Genomic DNA, 22194 nt, shown 5'->3' with positions numbered 1-22194 from the left:
GGGCAGGGGGATGCGGCGGCGGGCCTCGCCCTTGTAGACGCGGGAGAGGTTCGTCTTCGCGCCCGTGAGCCACAGCCGCGCGGCGGCGTCCGTGGCGTGCGCGAGCGCGTCCTGCTGGGCATCGCGCGGCGCGGGCAGCGACGTGAGGATCGCCGGGAAGGTGCCCTCCGGGGCGTTCCTGCGCACGAGCGTCGCCAGCGAGTTGCCCGGGCCGACCTCCAGGAAGACGTGCTCCGGATCCGCGAGCAGCTGCGTCGCGGAGTCCTGGAAGCGCACGGCGTCCCGCAGGTGGCGGGCCCAGTACGCGGGGCTGACCGCGTCCTCGGCCGTGACGTGCGTGCCGGTGACGTTGGACAGGTAGAGGTCCTTCGGCGCCTTGCGAGCCACCTTGCCCACCGCCTGCCGAAACTCCTCCACGATGGGGTCCATCATCGTGGAGTGGAACGCGTGCGACGTGTGCAGCCGCGACACTTCCACGCCCTGGGCCGCGAGCTTCGCCTGGAGCGCGTCCACCGCTTCATTGGGTCCGGCGACGACGGTGAAGCCCGGAGCGTTGATGGCGGCCACGGACAGGCGCCCGTCCATCAGCGGCTTCACGGCCTCGGGCGTCATCCGCACCGACAGCATCGCGCCTGGGGGCAGCGACTGCATCAAGCGGCCCCGCGTGGCGACGAGCGCCAGCGCATCATCGAGCGAGAAGACGCCCGCGAGGCACGCGGCCACGTACTCGCCGATGCTGTGGCCCACCATCGCCTGCGGCGTCACGCCCCACGACGCCCACAGCTTCGCCAGCGCGTACTCGATGACGAAGAGCGCGGGCTGCGTCAGCGACGTCTTGCGCAGCTGCTCCGTGGCCTGCTCGCGCGCGTCCGCGGGCGGGTAGAGCACGGTGCGCAGGTCCAGCCCCAGGTGCGACTGGAGCTTCTGCGCGCAGGCGTCCACCTCCGCGCGGAAGGCGGGCTCCTGCTCATACAGGCCCCGGCCCATGTCCACGTACTGCGAACCCTGGCCGGAGAAGAGGAACACCACCGGCCGGCGCGTGTTGGTGCCCGAGCCTCCGAGCAACCGGCGTGCGTCGCGCAGCGCGGCCCGAGCGTCGGCGGTGTCGCGGCACACCACGGCCCGGCGGTGCTCGTGCGCGTGGCGGCCCACCTGGAGCGTGTAGGCCACGTCCGCCAGCGGCAGGTCGGGGTGCGCGTCCAGGTACGCGGCCAGCCGCGTCGTCGCCTCTTCCAGCGCGGCGGGCGTGCGGCCGGACAGCGGCAGCACGTGCCACACGCGGCGCGACGGCGCGGGGGCCGGCGCCTTCGGGGCCTCCTCCAGCACGGCGTGCGCGTTGGTGCCGCCAATGCCGAAGGCGCTCACGCCCGCGCGGCGCGGCCCGTCCGGGGACTTCCACGGCCGGGGCTCGGAGGGCACGAAGAAGGGCCCCCCGTCGAAGTCGATGACGGGGTTGGCCTGCCGGAAGTGGGGGCTCGCGGGGAGCTCGCCGTGCTCCAGCGCGAGCACCGTCTTCACGACGCCCGCGATGCCGGCCGCCGCGTCCAGGTGGCCGATGCTGGCCTTGAGCGAGCCCAGCGCCACGCGCTTCGCGCCCGTCTCCTTGCCGCCGAAGGCCTGGTTCAGCGCGGCCACTTCAATCGGGTCGCCCAGCGGGGTGCCCGTGGCGTGGGCCTCCACGTACTGGATGTCCCCGGGCGTGACGCCCGCGATGGCGAGCGCCTCCGCGATGACGGCGGCCTGGCCCTCCACGCTGGGGGCGGTGAAGCCCACCTTGCCCGCGCCGTCGTTGTTCACCGCGGTGCCCAGCAGCACGCCGTGGATGGTGTCGCCGTCCTTCAAGGCGTCCGACAGCCGCTTGAGCACCACCACCGCCGCGCCCGCGCCGCGCACGGTGCCGTGCGCCTTCGCGTCGAACGCGCGGCAGTAGCCGTCCGGGGAGAAGATCATCCCCTCCTGGTAGAGGTAGCCCGCCGTCTGCGGGAAGGACACGGAGCTGCCGCCCGCGAGCGCCATGTCGCTCTCGCCCGACAGCAGGCTCTGGCACGCCAGGTGGAGCGCCACGAGCGAGCTGGAGCACGCCGTCTGCACCGTCGCCGCGGGGCCCCGGAGGCCCAGCCGGTGGGACACGCGCGTCGCCACGTAGTCCTTGTCGTTGGCCAGCATCAGGCCGAACGACCCCGTCGCATCCATCAGGTCCGGCTGCCGCATCAGCGCGCGCAGCAGGTACGAGCTCAGGCTCACGCTGGCGTAGACGGCCACCGCGCCCTTGAAGCGGCCCGGGTCATAGCCGGCGTGATCCAACGACTCCCACGCGCACTCCATGAAGATGCGCTGCTGGGGGTCCATCAGCTCGGCCTCGCGCGGGCTGTAGCCGAAGAGGCCCGCGTCGAAGTCCGTCGCACCATCCAGCACGTAGCTGGAGCGCACCCACTGGGGGTGGGCGCGCAGCGCGGGGGGCACGCCCGCCTCGTCCAGCTCCGCGTCCGTGGGGACGCGGCGCGCATCGCCTCCGCGCCTCAACATCTCCCAGAACCCCTCCAGGTCCCGGGCTCCCGGAAAGCGGCCGGACAGGCCGACGATTGCGATGCGCTCTTCGCCGCCACCCACTGCGTCACTCATCCGCGTCTCCGTCCGTCGTCTCAGCCCGGCCGCGCGAACCCACCGCGCGCCGGTTGACCGTGCGCCGCGCCTCGGCCCGGGAACGGCCTGACTGCGCCGCGTCCTCCGAGGGCTGCTCCTCCCGACGCGACAGCCGCGTCGCCAGTGCCCGCACGGTGGGGTACTGGAAGAGGTCCGTGAGGGCCAGCTGCACGCCCAGCTCCGCCGTCAACCGCCGGTGGAGTTGGAGCGCGAGCAGCGAGTTGCCACCCAGTTCGAAGAAGGGGTCGTCCAGGCCCACCCGCTCCACGTGGAGCAGGTCCTTCCATGCCTGGGCGATCTGCTGCTCGATGGCCGTCCCCGGCGCCACGAAGGGCCGGGACGGATCCGCTCCGCCCAACTCCGGCGCGGGCAGCGCCTTGCGGTCCGCCTTGCCGTTGGGGCTGAGCGGCATGCGCTCCAGCACCACCACGTTGGACGGCACCATGTATTCGGGCAGCCGCTCCAGCAGGAAGGCGCGCAGGACGCCCGCCTCCGGCGCGGACTCCTTGCCGGTGACGTAGGCGACGAGTCGCTTCTGGCCCGGCCGGTCCTCGCGCGCGAGCACCACCGCCTGGCGCACCGACGGGTGCTTCTCCAGCGAGGCCTCGATTTCACCCAGCTCGATGCGCAGGCCGCGGATCTTCACCTGGAAGTCCGCGCGGCCCAGGTACTCGACTTCACCGTCGGGCAGCCACCGCGCCACGTCGCCCGTGCGGTACAGGCGCGCGCCCGGCGTCGCTGCATAGGGGTCGGGGATGAAGCGCTCGGCGGTGAGCGACGGCCGCGCCAGGTAGCCGCGCCCCACCTGCACACCGCCGATGTACAGCTCGCCCGCCGCGCCCTGCGGCACCGGCTGCAGCTCCGCGTCCAGGATGCGGATCTGCGTGTTGTCCACCGGCCGCCCGATGGGCACCGACCGGCGTCCGTCGTTCGGCTGGCACGCGTGGAACGTCACGTCCACCGCGGCCTCGGTGGGGCCGTACAGGTTGTGCAGCCCGGCGCCCGGCAGCATGCGCAGGCACAGCTCCTTCAGCTCCAGGGGCAGCGCCTCACCGCTGCACACCACGCGCTTGAGCGACGTGCAGCCCTCCACGCCCGGCTCATCCAGGAACGCCTGGAGCATGGAGGGCACGAAGTGCAGCGTGGTGACGGCCGCAGAGCTGATCAGCCCGGAAAGGTACGCGGGGTCCTGGTGACCGCCGGGCTTCGCGACGACCAGCTTCGCGCCCGTCATCAGCGGCCAGAAGAACTCCCACACCGACACGTCGAAGCTGAACGGCGTCTTCTGGAGCACCACGTCGTCGGGCGTGAGCTTGTACGCGGACTGCATCCACAGCAGGCGGTTGACGACCGGGCCGTGCGCGTTCATCGCGCCCTTGGGGCGGCCGGTGCTGCCGGACGTGAAGATGATGTACGCCAGCGCATCCGGCGTCGCGAGCGGCGCGGGCGCGGTGGTGGGCTCGCGGGCAATCTCCTCCCAGCCCGTGTCCAGCGACACCACCCGCGTGCCCGGGAACGGCGGCAGGCGCGACAGCAGCCGCTCCTGCACGAGCAGCACGGGCGGACGCGCGTCCTCCAGCATCCAGCCCAGGCGCTCCTGCGGGTAGCCAGGGTCCAACGGCACGTAGGCGCCACCGGCCTTGAGCGTGCCCAGCAGGCCCACCACCATCTCCAGCGAGCGCTCCACGCACAGGCCCACGCGGACCTCCGGCCCCACGCCGTGCTTGCGCAGGGCGTGCGCCAGTTGGTTCGCGCGAGCGTCCAGCTCCCGGAAGGTGAGGCGCGTGCCCTCGAACTCCAGGGCCACCGCGTCCGGCGTGCGCGCCACCTGCGCCTCGATGAGCGACGTCAGCGTGGCTTCCGCCGGGTGGGCGACGGCGGTGTCGTTCCACGCCTTCAGCACGCGGTGGCGCTCGCCGTCGGGCAGCAGCGGCAGGCGGGAGATGGACAGGTCCGGCTGCGCGACGAGGCCTTCCAGCAGCGTCTGGTAGTGCCCGAGCAGTCGCTCGGCGGTGGCCGCTTCGAAGAGGTCGGTGCTGTACTCGGCGATGACGCGCAGGCCCTGCGGCAGGTCCACCAGCAGCAGGGACAGGTCATACTTCGTCGTGCCGGTGTCCACCGGCTTCGCCTCCATCACCATGCCCGGGGCCTCCAGGGCCGGCATGGGCGCGTTCTGGAGGACGAACATCACCTGGAAGATGGGCGTGTGGCTGAGGTGGCGCTCCGGCTTGAGCGCGTCCACCAGCCGCTCGAAGGGGATGTCCTGGTGCGCGTACGCGTCCAGCGTGGACTCGTGCACGCGGCCCATCAGCTCGCGGAAGGACGGCCGGCCGGACAGGTCCGAGCGCAGCGCGAGCATGTTCACGAACAGGCCGATGAGCCCTTCCACCTCCGCGCGCGGACGGCCCGCGATGGGCGTGCCCACGACGATGTCCTCCTGGCCGGTGTAGCGCGACAGGAGCACGTTGAAGGCGGACAGCAGGGTGACGAAGAGGGTGCGCCCCTCGCGCTGGCCCAGCGCCTTGAGCGCCTGGGTGAGGGCGGGGGACAGGTGCATCACCTGCCGCGCGCCCTTGGAGCTCATCAGCGCCGGACGCGGCTTGTCCGCGGGCAGCTCCAGGAGCGCGTGCGGGTTGAGCCTTCCCTTCCAGTACGTGAGCTGACGCTCCAGCTCCGCGCCCTGGAGCCAGTCGCGCTGCCACGCCGCCCAGTCCGCGTACTGCAGCGGCAGCGGTTTCAGCGGCGGAGGCTGGCCCTCCAGGCACGCCCGGTACGACATCGCCAGCTCGTGCACGAGCACGCCCATGGACCAGCCGTCGGAGACGATGTGGTGCTGATCCACCAGCAACACCTGCTCACCATTGCCCAGGAGCATCAGCACCGTGCGCAACAGCGGGCCCTGCTCCAGTTGGAAGGGCTGCTGCGCGAGCGAGACCACGCGCCGCTGGGCCTCCGCCTCGCGCTCGGACTCCGGCAGCCCCTGGAGGTCCATCACCTCCAGCGACACCTCTCCGGTGGGCGCGATGATCTGCAGCGCGCGGCCCTCGCGCTCCTGGAAGGTGGTGCGCAGCGTGTCGTGCCGCTCCACCAGCACGGCCAGGGCGCGGCGCAGCGCCTCCACGTCCACGGTGCCGGACAGGCGCACCGCGGTGGGCATGTGGAACGCCGCGCTGCCGGGGCTCCACTTGTCCAGGAACCACATCCGCTCCTGCGCGAAGGAAAGGGGCGCCTGCTTCGCGGCGGGGCGTGTCTTGTCCTTCAGGAGCTGCGCCAGCCGGGCTCGCTTCTCTTCGGGCGTCAACGACATGTCAGGCCGCTTCCTCGTCACTGCTGCCGCCGCCACCCGTGCCGCCTGCGTCTTCCATCACCGCGAGCAGCTCCGCGACCTGCTCGTCCGAAAGCTGGTCCATGTTCTCCAGCAGCTTCTCCGCCTCCGCGGGCGTGAACTTCTGCTTCGGCGCCGGGGCCGTCAGCGCTGCGGCCGCGGGCGTCGCGCCCTCCACGGAGTAGCCCAGGCGCTCGATCACCGCGTGGGTGGAGGCGTCGAACGCGCGAGGCCACTTGATGCGCTTCCAGGACTCGCCCAGCTTCTTCTCGATGCCCTGGTGCTGGAGGATGTTGGGGTCGCCCAGGCCCCCCATCATCCGCTCCTTCTTGCCGTCGTACGGCTGCACCATGCGCTCGTCGAAGGGCAGGCCCAGGAAGTCGCACACGCCCGTCATGACCTTCGTGGGGTCCGTGACCAGGTCCTCGTACGCGACCCAGTGGCAGCGCTCACGGCCGATGCCGTCGAAGAAGTTGAGCAGGTTGCGGTTGGACAGCGCCCACACCGTCTCCGCCACCACGTAGGGGTCCACGTCCGCGTCGCCGAAGAGGCCGGCGGCGAAGAGGCGGTCGAAGCGCATCCGGAGGATGGACTCCATCACCGGGAGCGGGTGCCGGTAGAGGTAGATGTACTTGTTGCCGTCGAACATCTGCTCCGCACGCTGGAGCGTCTCCACGTCCATGGCGTACGTGGGCGTCTTGTCCACGAGCAGCCGGGGCGCGGACTTCTCCTGCAGGCGGCGGTAGACCTCCTGCGCGGAGACGTCGTCCGCGACCAGCCGGTCCACCAAGCCCGCGCCCGCGGCCGAGTCCAGCTTCTCCAGCTCCATGAAGGCCCACTGCAGACCGCCCGTGGTCCACTCCATCTCGCTGCCGAAGCCGATGTTCTCGCGCCACTCGCGCATGCTCTCGAAGAACAGCAGGTTCACCTCCGGCGGGCAGAACAGCCGGGGGTGCCCCGCGAGCATCACGCGGAACAGCGTGGAGCCCGCGCGGGGGCTGGAGTGCACGAACACCATCGGCGGGTTCTTCTTCGCGGTGTCGGTGCGCGCCTTGCCGGTGCCCTGGGCCCGGTACGGCTTGAGCGGGTAGTCCGACAGCGGCTTGCCTTCCGCGAAGCGCTGCGGATCCGTCAACCGGTCCATCTCCACCAGCAGGTACTTCGACAGCTCCGGGATGGACGGGTGCGCCTGCACCTCGTGCGGGTAGAGCTGGAACTTGAAGTCCTGCCGCAGGTCGTACTCCAGCTCCGCGCCCAGGGCGTGCAGGTCGTAGCCCTTCAGGCTGCCGTCGGCGGGGAGCTGCTCCAACGGGATGCGCAGGCCCTCGGAGATGTGGTGGCGCAGGTACTCCGTCAGGAGGGCGGGGCGCTCGGTGGGGAACGCGGTGCGCAGGCGCTCCGCGATGGGCTTCTCCGTCGCGGTGGAGCGCTTGCCCAGCTCCTGCTCCACGCGCCCGGCGACGCCCGCCACGGTGGGCGTCTCGAACAGGCCGCGCAGCGACAGGTCCACCTTGAGCACCGCGTGGATGTGGTTGCGCAGCTGCGTGGCCAGCAGCGAGTGGCCGCCCAGCTCGAAGAAGTTGTCGTGGATGCCGATGCCGCCGATGCCCAGCACCTGCTCCCAGATGCCCGCGACGGTCTTCTCCAGCTCCGTGCGGGGCGCCAGGTAGGGCGTGAGGATGGACGGCCGCGCGTGCTTGCCGCGCGAGGCGTCCTTCTGCCCCTTCGCATCCGCCTTCGTGGGGCGCGGGCCCTGGCGGCGGCGCGCGGTGAGGTCGCCGGTGGAGACGGCCAGCCGGCCTCCCTCTCCATGCGCGAGCGCGCGGTGCAGCGCCTCCAGGCCCTCCGCGGGCTGGATGGCGAAGCGGGCCAGCGCGGGGCTGAGCTCCGCCATGGCGCGGTCGTCCGCGAACTGCCACGCGTCCCAGTCCACGCTGAGCCACGGGTAGGCGGACGTCTCGCTGAGCCCTTCCGCGAAGGCATCCATGAACGCGCTGGCGGACGCCTGCGCCACCTGGCCCAGCCCGCCCAGCACCGACGACAGGGATGAGACGAGGAGGCAGAAGGCGGGGCCTTCCGCGGGCAGCACCTGCCGCAGCACGCGCACGCCGTGCACCTGCGGGCGGAAGTGCCAGTCCACCTTGTCCGGCCCCGTCTCCGCGATGGTGCCCAGGGTGGCGCCCTGCATGCCGCCCGCCGCGTGGATGACGCCGTCGATGCGGCCGAAGCGCGCCGTCGTCGTGTCCACCACGCCGCGCATGGACTCCACGTCGGTGAGGGCCGCGGGCAGCACCAGCAGCTCCACGCCCGTGCGCTCCAGGGCCTGGGCGCGCTGGATGCGGCGGCTCACCGCGTCGTCCACGCCGTGCTTCTCCACCCAGGCGGACCACTGGCCGCGGCTGGGGAAGTCCGTCGTCTCCACCAGCGTCAGCTTCGCGTGGTGCACCGTCGCCAGCTCGGACGCGAGCGCATGGCCGATGCCGGTGAGGCCGTCGGTGATGAGGTACACGCCGCCGTCGCGCAGCACGTCCGCGCCGGCCTCCAGGCGCACGGGCTCGAAGGTCTGCACCCAGCGCTGACGGCCACGCAGGGCCACCACCGCGTCACGCGCTTCCGCGCGCAGCTCCGCCGCCAGCCGGTCCGCCACCGCGCCCGCGTCGCCGGGCACCACGTCCACGAAGCGGCAGGCGAGGTGCGGGTACTCCTGCGGCAGCACGCGCGTGGGGCCCACGAGCAGTGCCTGCTCCGGCAGCTGCACATCCGTCTGCTCCACGCGCGCCGAGCGGCTCGTCACCACGGACCAGGTGAGCGGCTCGATGTGGCCCGCCTCTCCCAGCGCGCGGGCGAGGAAGAGCTGGCTGTGGAAGCCCTGCTCCAGCGCCGTCTCCAGGGACACGGGCTCGCGCGACAGGCTCCACAGGTGCACCACGTTCGCGAACGCGCGGCCCTGCTTCTTCAGCGCGTCCATCAGCGAGCAGTAGTCCTGGAGGTGCTTCGGATCCACCGTGTACGTGCCGTCCGGGCGCTGCTCGAACTTCGTGCCCGGCACCACCCGGTAGACCGTCCCGCCCAGCTTCGGCGCGAGCGCGTCCGCCACGCCGGTGTCGTCCGCGAACACCAGCCAGCCCGCGTCCTGCGCGTCCTGCGCCTTCGCGCGAGGCAGCGGCGCGAGCTTCCACGACGGCGCGTAGAACCAGTCCGCCACGTCCGCGCGCTTCGTCAGCGACGCGGGCGCATCCGCGCGGGCTCCACCGGCCGAGCCCAGGGGCTTCGCTTCAATCCAGTAGCGCTCGCGCTGGAACGGGTAGGTGGGCAGCGGCACGCGGCGACGCTGCTCGTTCCCCGCGAAGCCCTTCCAGTCCACCGACACGCCGCCCAACCACAGCCGGCCCAGCGCGCCCAAGAGCACCGGGAGGTCCGGCGTCTGCTCGCGCGGGTGGCGCGTGGTGCTGACGAGGACGCGCCCTTCTGCGCCCGGCTGCTGCTTCGCCAGCGTCGCCAGCACCGTGCCCGGCCCGACTTCCAGGAAGGCCGCCTGCGGCCACTTGCGCCCAAGTTCCTGAAGCCCCGCGGAGAAGCGCACCGCCTGACGCAGGTGCGTGGCCCAGTAGCCCGGGTCGGTCGCCTGTCCCGCTTCAATCCACGTGCCCGTCACGTTGGACAGGAAGGGCAGGGTGGGGGCGTTGAGCTTCACCTGACGAACGCGCTCGGTGAAGGGCGCGAGGATGGGGTCCATCATCGCGGAGTGGAACGCGTGCGACGTGTGCAGCCGCGACACCTCCACGCCTTGCGCTTCCAGCTTCGCCTGGAGCGCGTCCACCGCTTCGGTGGGACCGGCCACGACGGTGAAGCCCGGCGCGTTGACGGCCGCCACGGCGAGCCCGCCCGTGAGCAGCGGCTTCAGCGCGGACTCCTCCATCCGGGCGGACAGCATCGCGCCCGCGGGCAGCCCCTGCATCAGCTTGCCGCGCGCGGCGACCAGCGCCAGCGCGTCCTCCAGCGAGAACACGCCCGCGAGGCACGCGGCCACGTACTCACCGATGCTGTGTCCCAGCATCGCGGAGGGCTTCACGCCCCAGGCCATCCACAGCTTGGCGAGCGCGTACTCGACGACGAAGAGCGCGGGCTGCGTCAGCTCCGTGCGCGACAGCGCCTGCGTCGCGGCCTCCGCCTTCGAGGCCTCCGGGAAGAGCACCGTGCGCAGGTCCAGGCCCAGGTGCGGCGTCAGCTTCTCCGCGCACGCGTCCAGGTGCTTCTTGAACGTGGGCTCGGACGCGTACAGGTCGCGCGCCATGCCCACGTACTGCGAGCCCTGGCCGGGGAACAGGAAGGCCACCGGCCGCTCCTGCACGTCGGGCGCCTGCATCCACAGGCGGGGGCTGTCCTCCACCTCCAGCGCGGTGAGCGCGTCGTCCCGGTCGCGGCAGATGAGCACGCGCCGCTTCGCCATCGCCTGCCGGCCCGTCTGGAGCGTGAAGGCCACGTCCGCCAGTGCCTGCTCGGGGTGCGCCTTCAGGTGCGCGGCCAGGTTCCGGGTGGCCGCGTCCAGCGCCGCGTCGCTCTTGGCGGACAGCACGAGCAGCTGCGCGGGCCGCGAGGCGCCGGAAGGAGGCAGCGTGGGGGCCTCCTCCAGCACGACGTGCGCGTTGGTGCCGCCCACGCCGAAGGAGCTGACGCCCGCGCGGCGCGGGTGCTTGGGGTTCGCCTGCCAGTCGGTGAGCTTCGTGTTGACGAAGAAGGGGCCGCCCGCGAAGGGAATCTCCGGGTTCACCTCCGTCACGTGGAGGCTGGGCGGAATCTGGCGGTGCTCCAGCGTCAGCACGGCCTTGATGAGGCTGGAGACGCCGGCCGCGTTGGCCAGGTGCCCGATGTTGCTCTTGAGCGAGCCCACCGGAATCTTCGGAGGGTTCGCCTTGGCGGCGGCGGAGCGGAACTTGAACGCCTTGTTGAGCGCGCGCACCTCGATGGGGTCGCCCATCTTGGTGCCGGTGCCGTGCGCCTCCAGGTAGCCGATGCTCTCCGGCGCCACGCCCGCGGCGCCGAGGGCCTCGCTGATGACGGTGGCCTGTCCCTCCACGCTGGGGGCGGTGAAGCCCACCTTCATGGCGCCGTCGTTGTTGATGGCGGAGCCCTTGATGATGGCGTGGATGTGGTCGCCGTCCGCGAGCGCGTCCGCCAGCCGCTTGAGCACCACCACGCCCACGCCGCTGCCGAACACCGTGCCCTCCGCCTTCGCGTCGAACGCGCGGCAGTGACCGTCCGGGGACACGATGCCGCCCGGCACGTAGGGGTAGCCCTCCGGGTGCTTCACGTGCACGGAGACGCCGCCCGCGAGCGCGACGTCGCACTCCTCGTTGAGCAGGCTCTGGCAGGCCGCGTGCGTGGCCACGAGCGACGTGGAGCACGCGCTGGTGATGGAGTAGCTGGGCCCGCGCAGGTTGAGCTTGTACGCGACGCGGGTGGCGAGGAAGTCGCCGCCGTTGCTCACGTCCACCTGCACCTGGTCCAGGCCGCTCAGCTGGTCGAAGTTGGGGACCAGGTGGAACACGAGGTACGTGTTCGTGGACGCGCCCGCGAACACGCCGATGGAGCCGTCGAAGCCCTCTGGCGTGTGGCCCGCCTTCTCCAGCGCCTCCCACGCGCACTCCAGGAAGACGCGGTGCTGCGGATCCATCAGCTCCGCCTCGCGGGGCGTGAAGCCGAAGAAGCCCGCGTCGAACAGCTCCATGCCCTCCAGCGCCGCGCTGGCCTTCACGTGGCGCGGGTCCTTGCGCAGGACGGGGTCCACGCCCAGCTTCTCCAGCTCCGCGTCGGGCACGGGATGGATGGACTCCACGCCCTCGCGCAGGTTGCGCCAGAAGGTGTCCAGGTCGGGGGCGCCGGGGAAGCGCCCGGCCATGCCGACGATGGCGATGGCCTGCGCGTCGATATTCGAATCAGCGGACATGGGGTGTGCTCGTCAGCGAAAGGGGTGCGGGAGGGGAACTACGGCTCCTCGTCGGAGGCGCCATCGCCCTGGCGGTTCGCGCGGCGGGCGCGGCGGCGCTCTCCGCGGCTGAGCGCCTCGGTGTCTTCAGGGACGGCGTCCGCGTCCTCGGTGCCGCTGGCGGCCTTGAGCAGCTTCGCCAGCGCGCCCACGGTGGGGCCTTCGTAGAGTGTGACGGCCGGCAGCGCGACGCCGAACTGCTCGCGCACGCGGGCAATCAGCTTCACGCCCACGAGCGAGTTGCCACCCAGCTCGAAGAAGTTGTCGTGCACGCCCACCTGCGCGATGCCGAGCGTCGTCTCCCACAGGTGGGCGATCTTCTCCTCCAGCGCGTCGCGCGGCGGCACGTAGGCGTTCTGGAGCGTGGGCCGGGGCGTGGTGCCCAGGGACGAGCCCGCCTCCTGCTTCGCCGCCACCACCGACTCCGGCGTGGCCGCGGGCTGCGCCCACTTGCGCGCGCGGGCGCGCAGGTTGCTCGTGGACACCGCGACGTGGGACACGGCGCCCAGCTGGAAGAGCTGCTCGAAGGCGTCCTCGCCCTCGGAGAGCGTGATGGCCAGCGCGCCGAACGGGCTCTGCGTGCCCTCGGCGCGGGACTCGAACTTCCACGCGTCCCAGCCCACGCTCATCCACGGCACCGGCGTCGTCTGGGACTGCTTCGTGGCGAAGGCGTCCATGAAGGACGTGGCCGCCGCGTACGACGCCAGCCCCAGACCGCCCAGCACCGCCGCCAGCGACGACGACAGCAGGCAGAAGTCCAGCGAGCGTCCGCGCAGCGCCTCCTCCAGCGCGTACAGCCCGCGCACGCGCCCGTGGAAGGTGTCGCGCACGTCCTCCGGCCGGGTGTCCGGGATGGCCCGGAAGAGGGCCTGGCCCACGTCACCCGCCGCGAACACCACGCCGTGCAGCGCGCCGAAGCGCGACACGGCCGCGTCCACCGCCGCCTGGACCTGGACCTTGTTGGCCGCGTCCGCGGAAGTCACGAGGACCTCCGCGCCCAGCGCCTCCAGCTCCAGCACCTGCTGGATGCGGCGGGCCACGGGGTTGTGCTCGGGGTTCGCCGCGAGGTGCGCGTCCCACCGAGCGCGCTCCGGCAGGCCCGTGCGGCCGGCGATGACGAGCTTCGCCTTCACCCGCTTCGCCAGCGACTTCGCATGCGCGAAGCCCAGCGTGCCGAACCCGCCGATGAGCAGGTACACGCCGCCGTCGCGCAGCGGAATCTGCGCGGCGCGGGGCGCGTCCGCCGGCACCGACTCAAACGTCTGCACCCAGCGGGCGCCGCCACGGTAGGCGATGACGTTCTCCAGCTTGGACGGCGTCGCGCCTTCGGACAGCAGCGCCTCCACCAGCGCCGTCTCCTGCCAACTGCCCGCGGGCGGCAGGCGCAGGTCCACGGCCTTGGCGGACAGGTGCCCGTACTCCTGCGGAATCACGCGCACCGGGCCCAGCACCGTGGCCAGCTCCGGGTTGGGGGCCTCTTCACCCAGCGACTGCATGCGGTTCGTGACGGCGACCAGCGACACCGGCCGCGTGCCGGGCTGACGCCCCAGCGCCTGTGCCAGCCCCATCAGCCCCAGGAAGCCCTTGCCGAGCGCGGACTCGAAGCCCGCCTCGCCCTGCGCGTCGCCCACGCCCAGGGTGCCCAGGTGCAGGACGTGGTCCGGCGCGCGGCCCTGCGCGGTGAGCGCCTCCAGCAGCGTGCCTTCCCCGCCCAGCGCCAGCGTCCAGTGGTGCTCGTCGCGCTTCGACGTGGCGGCTCCGGGCGTGATGCGCACGACGTCCTGGCCGGCCTCGCCCAGCTTCAGCGCGAGCCGCGCACCCAGGCCTTCACCGGAGCCCGTGGCGTCCTCGTCCGGGAGGAACAGCCACCACGTGGCCTTCTTCTCGCTCCAGGCGCTCTTCGGGGGCGGCAGGGCGCGCTGCCACGACGGCAGGTAGAACCAGCGGGCCACGGGCTGCTTCTGATCCGCGGACACCCACTCGGCGCGCTCACCGTCGACGGCGGCGGTGTCCTTGCGCGGATCCACCCAGTGGCGCTGCCGCTCGAAGGGAGAGGTGGGCAGCGCGATGCGACGGCGGCGCTCCTCGCCCCGGAACGCGTCCCAGTCCGGCTCCACGCCCTCCAGCCACAGGCGGCCCAGCGCGCCCAGCCCGTGGTCCAGGTCGTCGTGCTGCTCCTTCGGGTGGCGCAGCGAGTTGAGCAGCGCGTGCCGCGCGCCCTTGTCGGGGTGCTGCCGCGCCAGGGTGGCCAGCGTGTTGCCCGGGCCGACCTCCAGGAGGATGGCGTCCGACTCCTTCAGCAGCTCCGCCACGCCGTCCGCGAAGCGCACCGCGCCGCGCAGGTGCTTCGCCCAGTAGTCGGGGCTCGTGGCCTCCTCGGACGTGACCCAGGTGCCGGTGACGTTGGACAGGTAGGGCTTCTTCGGCGCCTGCCGGGCCACCTTGCGCACCGCCTCGCGGAAGGCGTCCAGGATGGGGTCCATCATCGCGGAGTGGAACGCGTGCGACGTGTGCAGCCGCGAGCTGTTCAGGCCCTGGAGGTTGAGCGTCTCCACGAACGCGTCCACGAGCGCCGTGGGGCCGGCGACGACGCAGGTGGAGGGGCTGTTCACCGCCGCCACGGACAGGCCCGCGGGCAGCATGGGCGTCACGTGCTCTTCGGGCAGCGACACCGCGAGCATCGCGCCTGTGGGCAGCGACTGCATCAGCCGGCCGCGTGCCGCGACCAGCGCCAGCGCGTCGTCCAGGGTGAAGACGCCCGCGAGGCACGCGGCCACGTACTCACCGATGCTGTGCCCCAGCATCGCGTGCGGCGTCACGCCCCACGACGCCCACAGCTTCGCGAGCGCGTACTCGATGACGAACAGCGCGGGCTGGGCGAGGCCCGTCTGCTTGAGGCGCTCCGAGGCCATCTCGCGCGACTCCGCGGACGGGTACAGCACCGTGCGCAGGTCCAGGCCCAGGTGCGGCTTGAGCTTCTCCGCGCAGGTGTCCACCTGGGCTTTGAAGACGGGCTCCTGTTCGTACAGGCCCTTGCCCATGTCCACGTACTGCGAGCCCTGGCCGGAGAAGAGGAACATCACCGGACGGCCGGTGTTCTCCGCGCTGCCGCTGAACACGCGGCCCGGGGTGCGCTCCGCGAGCGCCGCCGTCAGGTCCGCCGTCGTGCGCGCCACCACCGCGCGGCGCTTGCCGAAGCGCTTGCGCCCCAACTGGAGCGTGTACGCCACGTCCGCGAGGTCCGTGTCCGGGTGCTCGCGCAGGTGCGCCGCCAGCCGGTCCGTGGCGACCTCCAGCGAGGCCTCCGTGCGCGCCGACAGCAGCACCACCTGCGCGGGGCGCCGGGGCTTGTCGGTGGCGGGAAGCTCCGGGGCCTCCTCCAGGATGGCGTGCGCGTTGGTGCCGCCCATGCCCAGCGACGTGACGCCCGCGCGGCGCGGCGTGGCGCCCTTGGGGAAGTCGCGCAGCTCCGTGTTCACGTAGAACGGGCTGTTGGGGAAGTCGCACGCCGGGTTGGGCGTCTTGAAGTTGAGGCTGGGGACGATCTTCTTGTGGTGCAGCGACAGCGCCGCCTTGATGAAGCCCACCGCGCCCGCGGCCGAGTCCAGGTGGCCGATGTTGCTCTTCACCGAGCCCAGCGCGCAGAAGTTCTTCTTGTCCGTGCCCTGTCGGAAGGCCTGCGTGAGCGCCGCCACCTCGATGGGGTCACCCACCTTGGTCGCGGTGCCGTGGGCCTCCACGTAGCCGATGGTGTCCGGCTCCACGTTCGCCACCGCCTGCGCCAGCGCGATGACCTCCGCCTGCCCCGCGACGGCCGGGGCCATGTAGCTGACCTTCTGCGAGCCGTCGTTGTTCACCGCCGAGCCGCGCACGACGGCATAGACGGTGTCCCCGTCCTTGAGCGCGTCCGACAGGCGCTTGAGCGCGACCACCGCCGCGCCGTGGCCGGCGACGAAGCCTTCGGCCTCCGCGTCGAAGGTGTGGCAGTGGCCGTCCGGCGCCGTGGTGCCACCCTCGTGGTAGAGGTAGCCCGCCTTCTCCGGGAAGTGGATGGACACGCCACCGGCCAGGGCCATGTCGCACTCGAACGACAGCAGGCTCTGGCAGGCGTAGTGGATGCAGGTGAGCGACGTGGAGGACGAGGACTGCACCGTGACGGCGGGCCCCTTCAGGTCCATCCGGTACGCGACTTCCGTCGTCAGGCTGTCCTTGTCGTTGCCGATGGACGCCTGGAGGCTCTCCACCGACGCGACGTGCGCCAGGTGCGAGTACAGGTTGGAGAGCAGGTACGTGTTCATGCTCATGCCGCCGAACACGCCCACGCGGCCGGGCTGGCGCTCCGGGCTGTAGCCGGAGCTCTCCATCGCCTCCCACGCGCACTCCAGGAAGACGCGGTGCTGCGGATCCATCAGCGCGGCCTCGCGCGGGTTCATGCCGAAGAAGGCCGCGTCGAACTGATCCGTGTCGCCCAGCGTGCCGCGCGCCTTCACGTAGTTGGGCGCGCGCACCATCGCCGGGTCCGCGCCCTCGGCGATGAGCTCCTCGTCGGTGAAGAAGGTGATGCTCTCCACGCCGCCGGTGAGGTTCTTCCAGAACTCGGCGATGGTCTTCGCGCCGGGCAGACGTCCGCCCAGACCGATGACCGCGATGCCTTCCACTTCGGAGAGGGTGTCAGTGCTCATGGAGCCATCCTTCGAAACCGAGATGCCTGAAAGTCGTTACTTGCCACGGCCGCGCGTCTGCTGACGCCGCGCCTGGGCGGCCCGGCGACGCTCCGCCTCGTCCTTGATCTTCTGGGAAGCCGCGCCGGAGTCCTCGCCCTTGTTCGACAGGTGCTGGGCGAGCGCGCTCACGGTGGTGAACTTGAACATGTCCACCAGCGCGAGGTCCGCGCCCAGCTCCTCGCGCAGCCGACGGTGCGCCTGCGCGATGAGCAGCGAGTTGCCGCCCAGCTCGAAGAAGTTGTCGTTCAGGCCCACGCGCTCCACCTTCAGCACCGCCTGCCAGATGCTGGCCACGCTGCGCTCCACCGCGCTCTGCGGCTGCGCGTAGGCCGCGGCGGAAGCGAGCCGGGCCCCTTCCGGCGCGGGCAGCGCCTTCGTGTCCACCTTGCCGTTGGTGGACAGGGGCAGCGCGGCCAGCGGCACGTACGCGGACGGCAGCATGTACGGCGGCAGCGCCTCCGCGAGGAAGGCGTTGAGGTCCGTGTGCGTGGGCGCCGTGCCCTCCCCAGGCTCGGCGAACACCAGGTAGGCCACGAGCCGCTTGTCCCCGGGCGAGTCCTCGCGCGCCATCAGGAACGCGTCGCGCACGGCGGGGTGGCGGCGCACGGCGGCCTCCACCTCCCCCAGCTCGATGCGGAAGCCGCGGATCTTCACCTGATCATCGGCGCGGGACAGGAACGTCAGCACCCCGTCCGGCAGCCAGCGCGCGCGGTCGCCGGTGCGATACAGGCGCTCGCCCGTCCTGAACGGGTGCGCGACGAAGCGCTCGGAGGTCAGCTCCGGCCGCTGCCAGTACCCGCGCGCGAGCCCCAGGCCGCCCACGTACAGCTCACCGGTGGCGCCCACGGGCAGCAGGTTGCGCTCCGCGTCCAGCACGTAGACGTCCGTGTTGATGATGGGCCGGCCGATGGGCACCCACGCGTGGCCCTGGAGGTCCTCCACCGCCATGCGGTGGTAGGTCGTGCACACCGTCGTCTCCGTGAGGCCGTAGCCGTTCACCACCGGCGTGGTGGCGAGCAGCTTCTCCACGTCGCTGGCCACCAGCGCCTCGCCGCCGGAGAGCACGAGCCGCAGGGGCGGCAGCTCGTCCAGGCGCGCGTTGAGCCCCGCGATGACCGCGGGCACCGTGCTCACGATGGTGACGGTGTGGCGGGTGATGAGCTGGAAGAGCTTCTCCTGGTCGAGGATCTCATCCTCGGTGGGCAGCACCAGCGCGCCGCCCGTGCACAGCAGCGGGAGGATCTCCCCCACGAAGCTGGCCGAGGCCACCGACGTGAGCGGCAGCATCCGGTCCTTCGCCGTGGGCGCGTACGACTCCACGAACGAGCGCACCAGGTTCGAAAGGCCCCCGTGCTCCAGCATCACGCCCTTGGGCTGGCCGGTGGAGCCGGAGGTGTAGACGAGGCACGCCAGGTCCCCGGCGCGCACCGGCGCGGCGGGCCCGGTGGAAAGCGCGCCGTCCAGCGGCTGATCCACGAACAGCGTGCGCGCCGTCGTGCCCGCGGGCAGCGTGCGCTGGAGCCAGGACTGGGTGAGCAGCACCGGGGCCTGCGTGTCGGCCAGGATGAAGGCCACGCGCTCGGAGGGATAGGCGGGATCGATGGGGACGTAGGCGGCGCCCGTGGCCATCACGGCCAGCACCGACACCAGCGTCTCCACGGAGCGCTCCAGGCAGAGGCCCACGATGTCGCCCGGCTTCACGCCCGCCGCCTTGAGCCACGCGGCGAGCTGCGCGGAGCGTTCTCCCAGCTCGCGGTAGGTGAGCTGCGCGTCCTTGAAGAGGACCGCCACGTGGTCCGGCGTGCGCGCCACCTGCGCCGCGAAGAGCGCGGGCAGCATGTCCGTGTCGGTGAGCGCGATGCGCGGGCCGCGCCAGCCTTCGAGCAGCTGGTGCTGCTCCCCGGAGGTGAGCAGCGGCAGCCGCGCGAGCGTGCTCCGGGGCTGGGCCGCGATGCCGGCCAGCAGCGTGCGCAGGTGCCCGGCCATCCGCTCGATGGTGCCGGCCTCGAAGAGGTCGGTGTTGTACTCGAAGGACGCGACCAGCTCACCGTCCGCCTCGCCCATGGTGAGCGTGAGGTCGAACTGCGCGCCGCCGTGCTCCAGCACCAGCGACTCGATGGGCAGGCCCGCGACGGTGGAGCGCGCGCCCGGGATGTCCAGCGCGAAGGGCGTGAGGCCGCGCTCATCCAGCTTGGACGCGCGCTGGTAGACGAACATCACCTGGAACAGCGGCGAGCGGCTCTGGTCGCGCACCGGCTGCAGCCGGTCCACGAGCGCGCTGAAGGGGTAGTCCTGGTGCTCCAGCGCGCCCAGCATCGTCTGGCGCGTCTGGGCCAGGTAGTCCGTGAAGGACAGCATGGGGGACGGGCGCGTGCGCACCACCAGCGGGTTGACGAAGTAGCCGGTGATGCCCGCCAGCTCCGCGCGCCCGCGGCCCGCGCTCACCACGCCGAGCGTGAAGTCCTGCTGGCCGGTGTAGCGGTGCAGCAGGGCCTGGAAGGCCGTCTGGAGCACCATGTTGGGCGTGGCGCCGTGGTCGCGCGCCAGGGACTTCACGGCGGCGGTGACGCCCGCGTCCAGCCGCGTGGTGTGCACCCGGCCGTTGAAGGTCTGCACCGGAGGACGCGGGTGGTCCGTGGGCAGGTCCAGCACCGGCAGCGTCCCGGAGAGCTGCTCGCGCCAGTACTTCTCCAGCGCCTGACCGCGCGCCCCGGCGAGCATCTCCGCCTGCCAGCGCGCGTAGTCCGCGTAGGTGCGCGCGGGAGCAGCGAGCGTGGGCCGCTTGCCCAGCCGCAGCGCGGGGTAGAGCGCGTCCAGCTCCTCCGCCATCACCGCCAGCGACCAGAAGTCGGTGACGACGTGGTGCATGGCGATGAGCAGCGCGTGGTCCTCCGCCGAGCTCGAAACGAGGCGCACGCGCAGCAGCGGACCCGTCTCCAGGTCGAACGGGCGGCGGGCCTCGGCGGCCAGGTGCTCCGTCACCTGCGCCTCGCTCCAGCCCTTCGCGTCGGTGGCGACGAAGTCCAGCGGCAGGTCCGCGTGCACGCGCTGCACGGGGCCGGTGGCCGCCATGACGAACGTGGTGCGCAGGGCGGGGTGGCGGGCCACGAGCGCCTCGAAGGCGCCCTTCAGGGCGTTCGCGTCCAGCCCGGCGCGCACGCGCACCGCGACGGGCACGTGGTAGGCCGCGCTGTCCGGCGCGAGCTGGTGCATGAACCACAGCGCCTGCTGGCCGCCGGACAGGGGCGCATCCCCCGTGGCCGACGCCGCCGACACCGGGCCCGACGCGTGCTCCGAGCGGGGCGCCGACAGCAGCGTCACCACCGTCTCCGCCAGCTTCGACAGCGACACGCCCTGGAGCACGTCCGACAGCGGCAGGTCGATGCCGAGCCCCGCGTCGACGGCGCTCTTGAAGTCCACCGCCATCAGCGAGTCCACGCCGTAGGCATGCAGCGGCTTGTCCTGCTCCACCAGCGCGGTGGGCAGCCGCAGCACCAGCGCGGCCTGCTCCTGGAGGAACACCGCCACCATCGCGCGGCGCGCGGAGGGATCCTGCACCACCGCCAGCATCTTCATCAGCAGGCTGGCGTCGGGGCCCACCGGCGCGGCGGGCGCCTGCGTCACGGCGGCCTCCGGGGCCGGGGTCGAAGCCTGAGCCGAAGGGGCAGCGGGCGCGGCGAGGATGCTCTTGTGCAGCGCCTCCAGCGTGTCCGCGACGTACTCCGCGCGGGTGGCGAAGCGCTGGATCTTCCCGCTGGACGTCTTCGGGATGGCGCCCGGCCCGAGCAGCACCACGCCCTGGGCCTGCAGATCATGCCCGGCCGCGACGGCCTGCCGGATGCCCTGCGAAAGCGCATCCAGGTCCACGCCGTCGCGCTCCACCGCGCGGCGGTCCACCTCCGTCACGACGATGAGGCGCTCCTCGTCCTCCAACTCGATGGAGAACGCCGCCGTGCAGCCGGGGCGGATGGCGGGGTGGCTGGACTCCACCGTGCGCTCGATGTCCTGCGGGTAGTGGTTGCGCCCGCGGATGATGATGAGGTCCTTCAGGCGCCCGGTGACGAACAGCTCGCCGCCGTCCAGGAAGCCCAGGTCGCCCGTGCGCAGGAACGTCGTCGGGTCGTCCGTGCCGGTGAGCGGCTGCTGGAACGTGGCCTGCGTCTGCTCGGGGCGGCCCCAGTAGCCCTGGGCGATGCTGGGCCCCGCGACGCGGATCTCCCCCACCTGGCCCGGCGGCAGCGGCTTGCCCGTCTCCGGGTGCGCGATGACGAGCCGCTGGTCGGTCAGGTTGCGGCCGGAGCCCACCAGCGTCTGGGCGCCCTTGTGCGCGGGCTCCGCGGCCACCACGCGGTTGTCCTTCAGCGCGCCCGCGTCCACGGTGCGCTGGAAGGGCAGCTCGCGCTTGTCACCGCCGGAGGCGATGAGCGTGCCCTCCGCGAGGCCGTAGCAGGGATAGATGGCCTCCGAGCGGAAGCCCTGCGGACCGAAGGCCTCCGCGAAGCGCCGGAGCGTGTCCGGCATGATGGGCTCCGCGCCGTTGAAGGCCAGGTCCCAGTGGCTCAGGTCCAGCTTCGCGCGCTCTTCCGGCGTGGACTTGCGCACGCACAGGTCGAACGCGAAGTTGGGCCCGCCGCTCGTCGTGGCCTTGTAGCGGGAGATGGCCTCCAGCCAGCGCATGGGGCGCTTCAAGAAGTCCACCGGCGAGAAGAGCGTCACCGGGAAGCCGCCGTACAGCGGCTGGAGGATGCCGCCGATGAGGCCCATGTCGTGGTACGGCGGCAGCCAGATGACGCCCTGGCTCTGCGTGGAGTGCCCGAAGCAGGAGTGGATCAGCTTCGAGTTGTGCAGCAGGTTGCCGTGCGTGAGCACCACGCCCTTGGGCGACGACGTGGAGCCGGAGGTGTACTGGAGGAAGACCCGCGTGTCGGTGGCCACGCCCGGGTCGCGCCAGCCTTCGGCGACCTCCGCGTCCAGCGTGTCGGTGGCGATCCAGTGCAGCTCCCGCAGCTCCGGCGCCTGCTCGAAGAGCATCTCCCCCATGCCGTAGATGAAGTCGGTGGTGAGGGCGACGGTGGCCTGCGCGTCCTGGCTGATGGCCAGCAGGCGAGGCAGCGTGCGCGCCAGACGCATGGGGTCGGGTGGATAGATGGGGACCGCGATGACGCCCGCGTACAGACAGCCGAAGAACCCGGCGATGTAGTCCAGCCCGGGCGGATACAAGAGCAGCGCCCGCTGCCCCTGGGCACCTCTCGCCTGGAGCGCCGCCGCGATGGCGCGGGCCTTCTGGTCCAGCTCCGCGTACGTCAGGTGCGCTTCGTCCGTCTCTCCGTCCAGCAGGAACGTAAAGCCGCGCCGGTCCCCCTGGGTCTGGGCTCGGACGCGCAGCAATTCCACCAGCGTGGAAAACGAAGGGGCGGAGGCCGGGGAAGGGCCGGACGACGTGCCGCTGGGCATGGACGCGACTCCTGGGATGCGACGGGGGGCTTTCCGTGCACGGGGAGCACGGGGCTGCGGAT

General features: G+C 72.1%; 5 protein-coding genes. All 5 read right to left on the bottom strand.

Going from position 1 to position 22194, the window contains the following annotated elements; translation table 11 throughout:
• A partial coding sequence (locus D7V93_RS11605; RefSeq protein WP_147451136.1) for a type I polyketide synthase occupies positions 1–2622 on the bottom strand: 2622 nt, incomplete at its 3' end.
• Complete coding sequence (locus D7V93_RS11600; protein ID WP_244237243.1) at positions 2615–5950, bottom strand: non-ribosomal peptide synthetase; 3336 nt, start codon at positions 5948–5950, stop codon at positions 2615–2617. The genes D7V93_RS11605 and D7V93_RS11600, both read right to left, overlap by 8 nt.
• Before the next feature lies 1 nt (position 5951).
• On the bottom strand, positions 5952–11915 hold the full coding sequence (locus tag D7V93_RS11595; protein WP_120643466.1) for a type I polyketide synthase: 5964 nt from the start codon (positions 11913–11915) through the stop codon (positions 5952–5954).
• Between the two features lie 38 nt (positions 11916–11953).
• On the bottom strand, positions 11954–16636 hold the full coding sequence (locus tag D7V93_RS11590) for a type I polyketide synthase (protein WP_120643465.1): 4683 nt from the start codon (positions 16634–16636) through the stop codon (positions 11954–11956).
• A gap of 36 nt (positions 16637–16672) precedes the next feature.
• Positions 16673–22132, bottom strand: a complete 5460-nt coding sequence (locus D7V93_RS11585; RefSeq protein WP_120643464.1) for a non-ribosomal peptide synthetase — start codon at positions 22130–22132, stop codon at positions 16673–16675.
• Positions 22133–22194: the final 62 nt, after the last annotated feature.

Origin of the sequence: Corallococcus llansteffanensis (assembly GCF_003612055.1) — a bacterium.
In the GTDB taxonomy this organism is placed as follows: Bacteria; Myxococcota; Myxococcia; order Myxococcales; family Myxococcaceae; genus Corallococcus; species Corallococcus llansteffanensis.
Note: the sequence above shows the minus strand (reverse complement) of the source record. Positions and strands in the feature narration are given on the sequence as shown.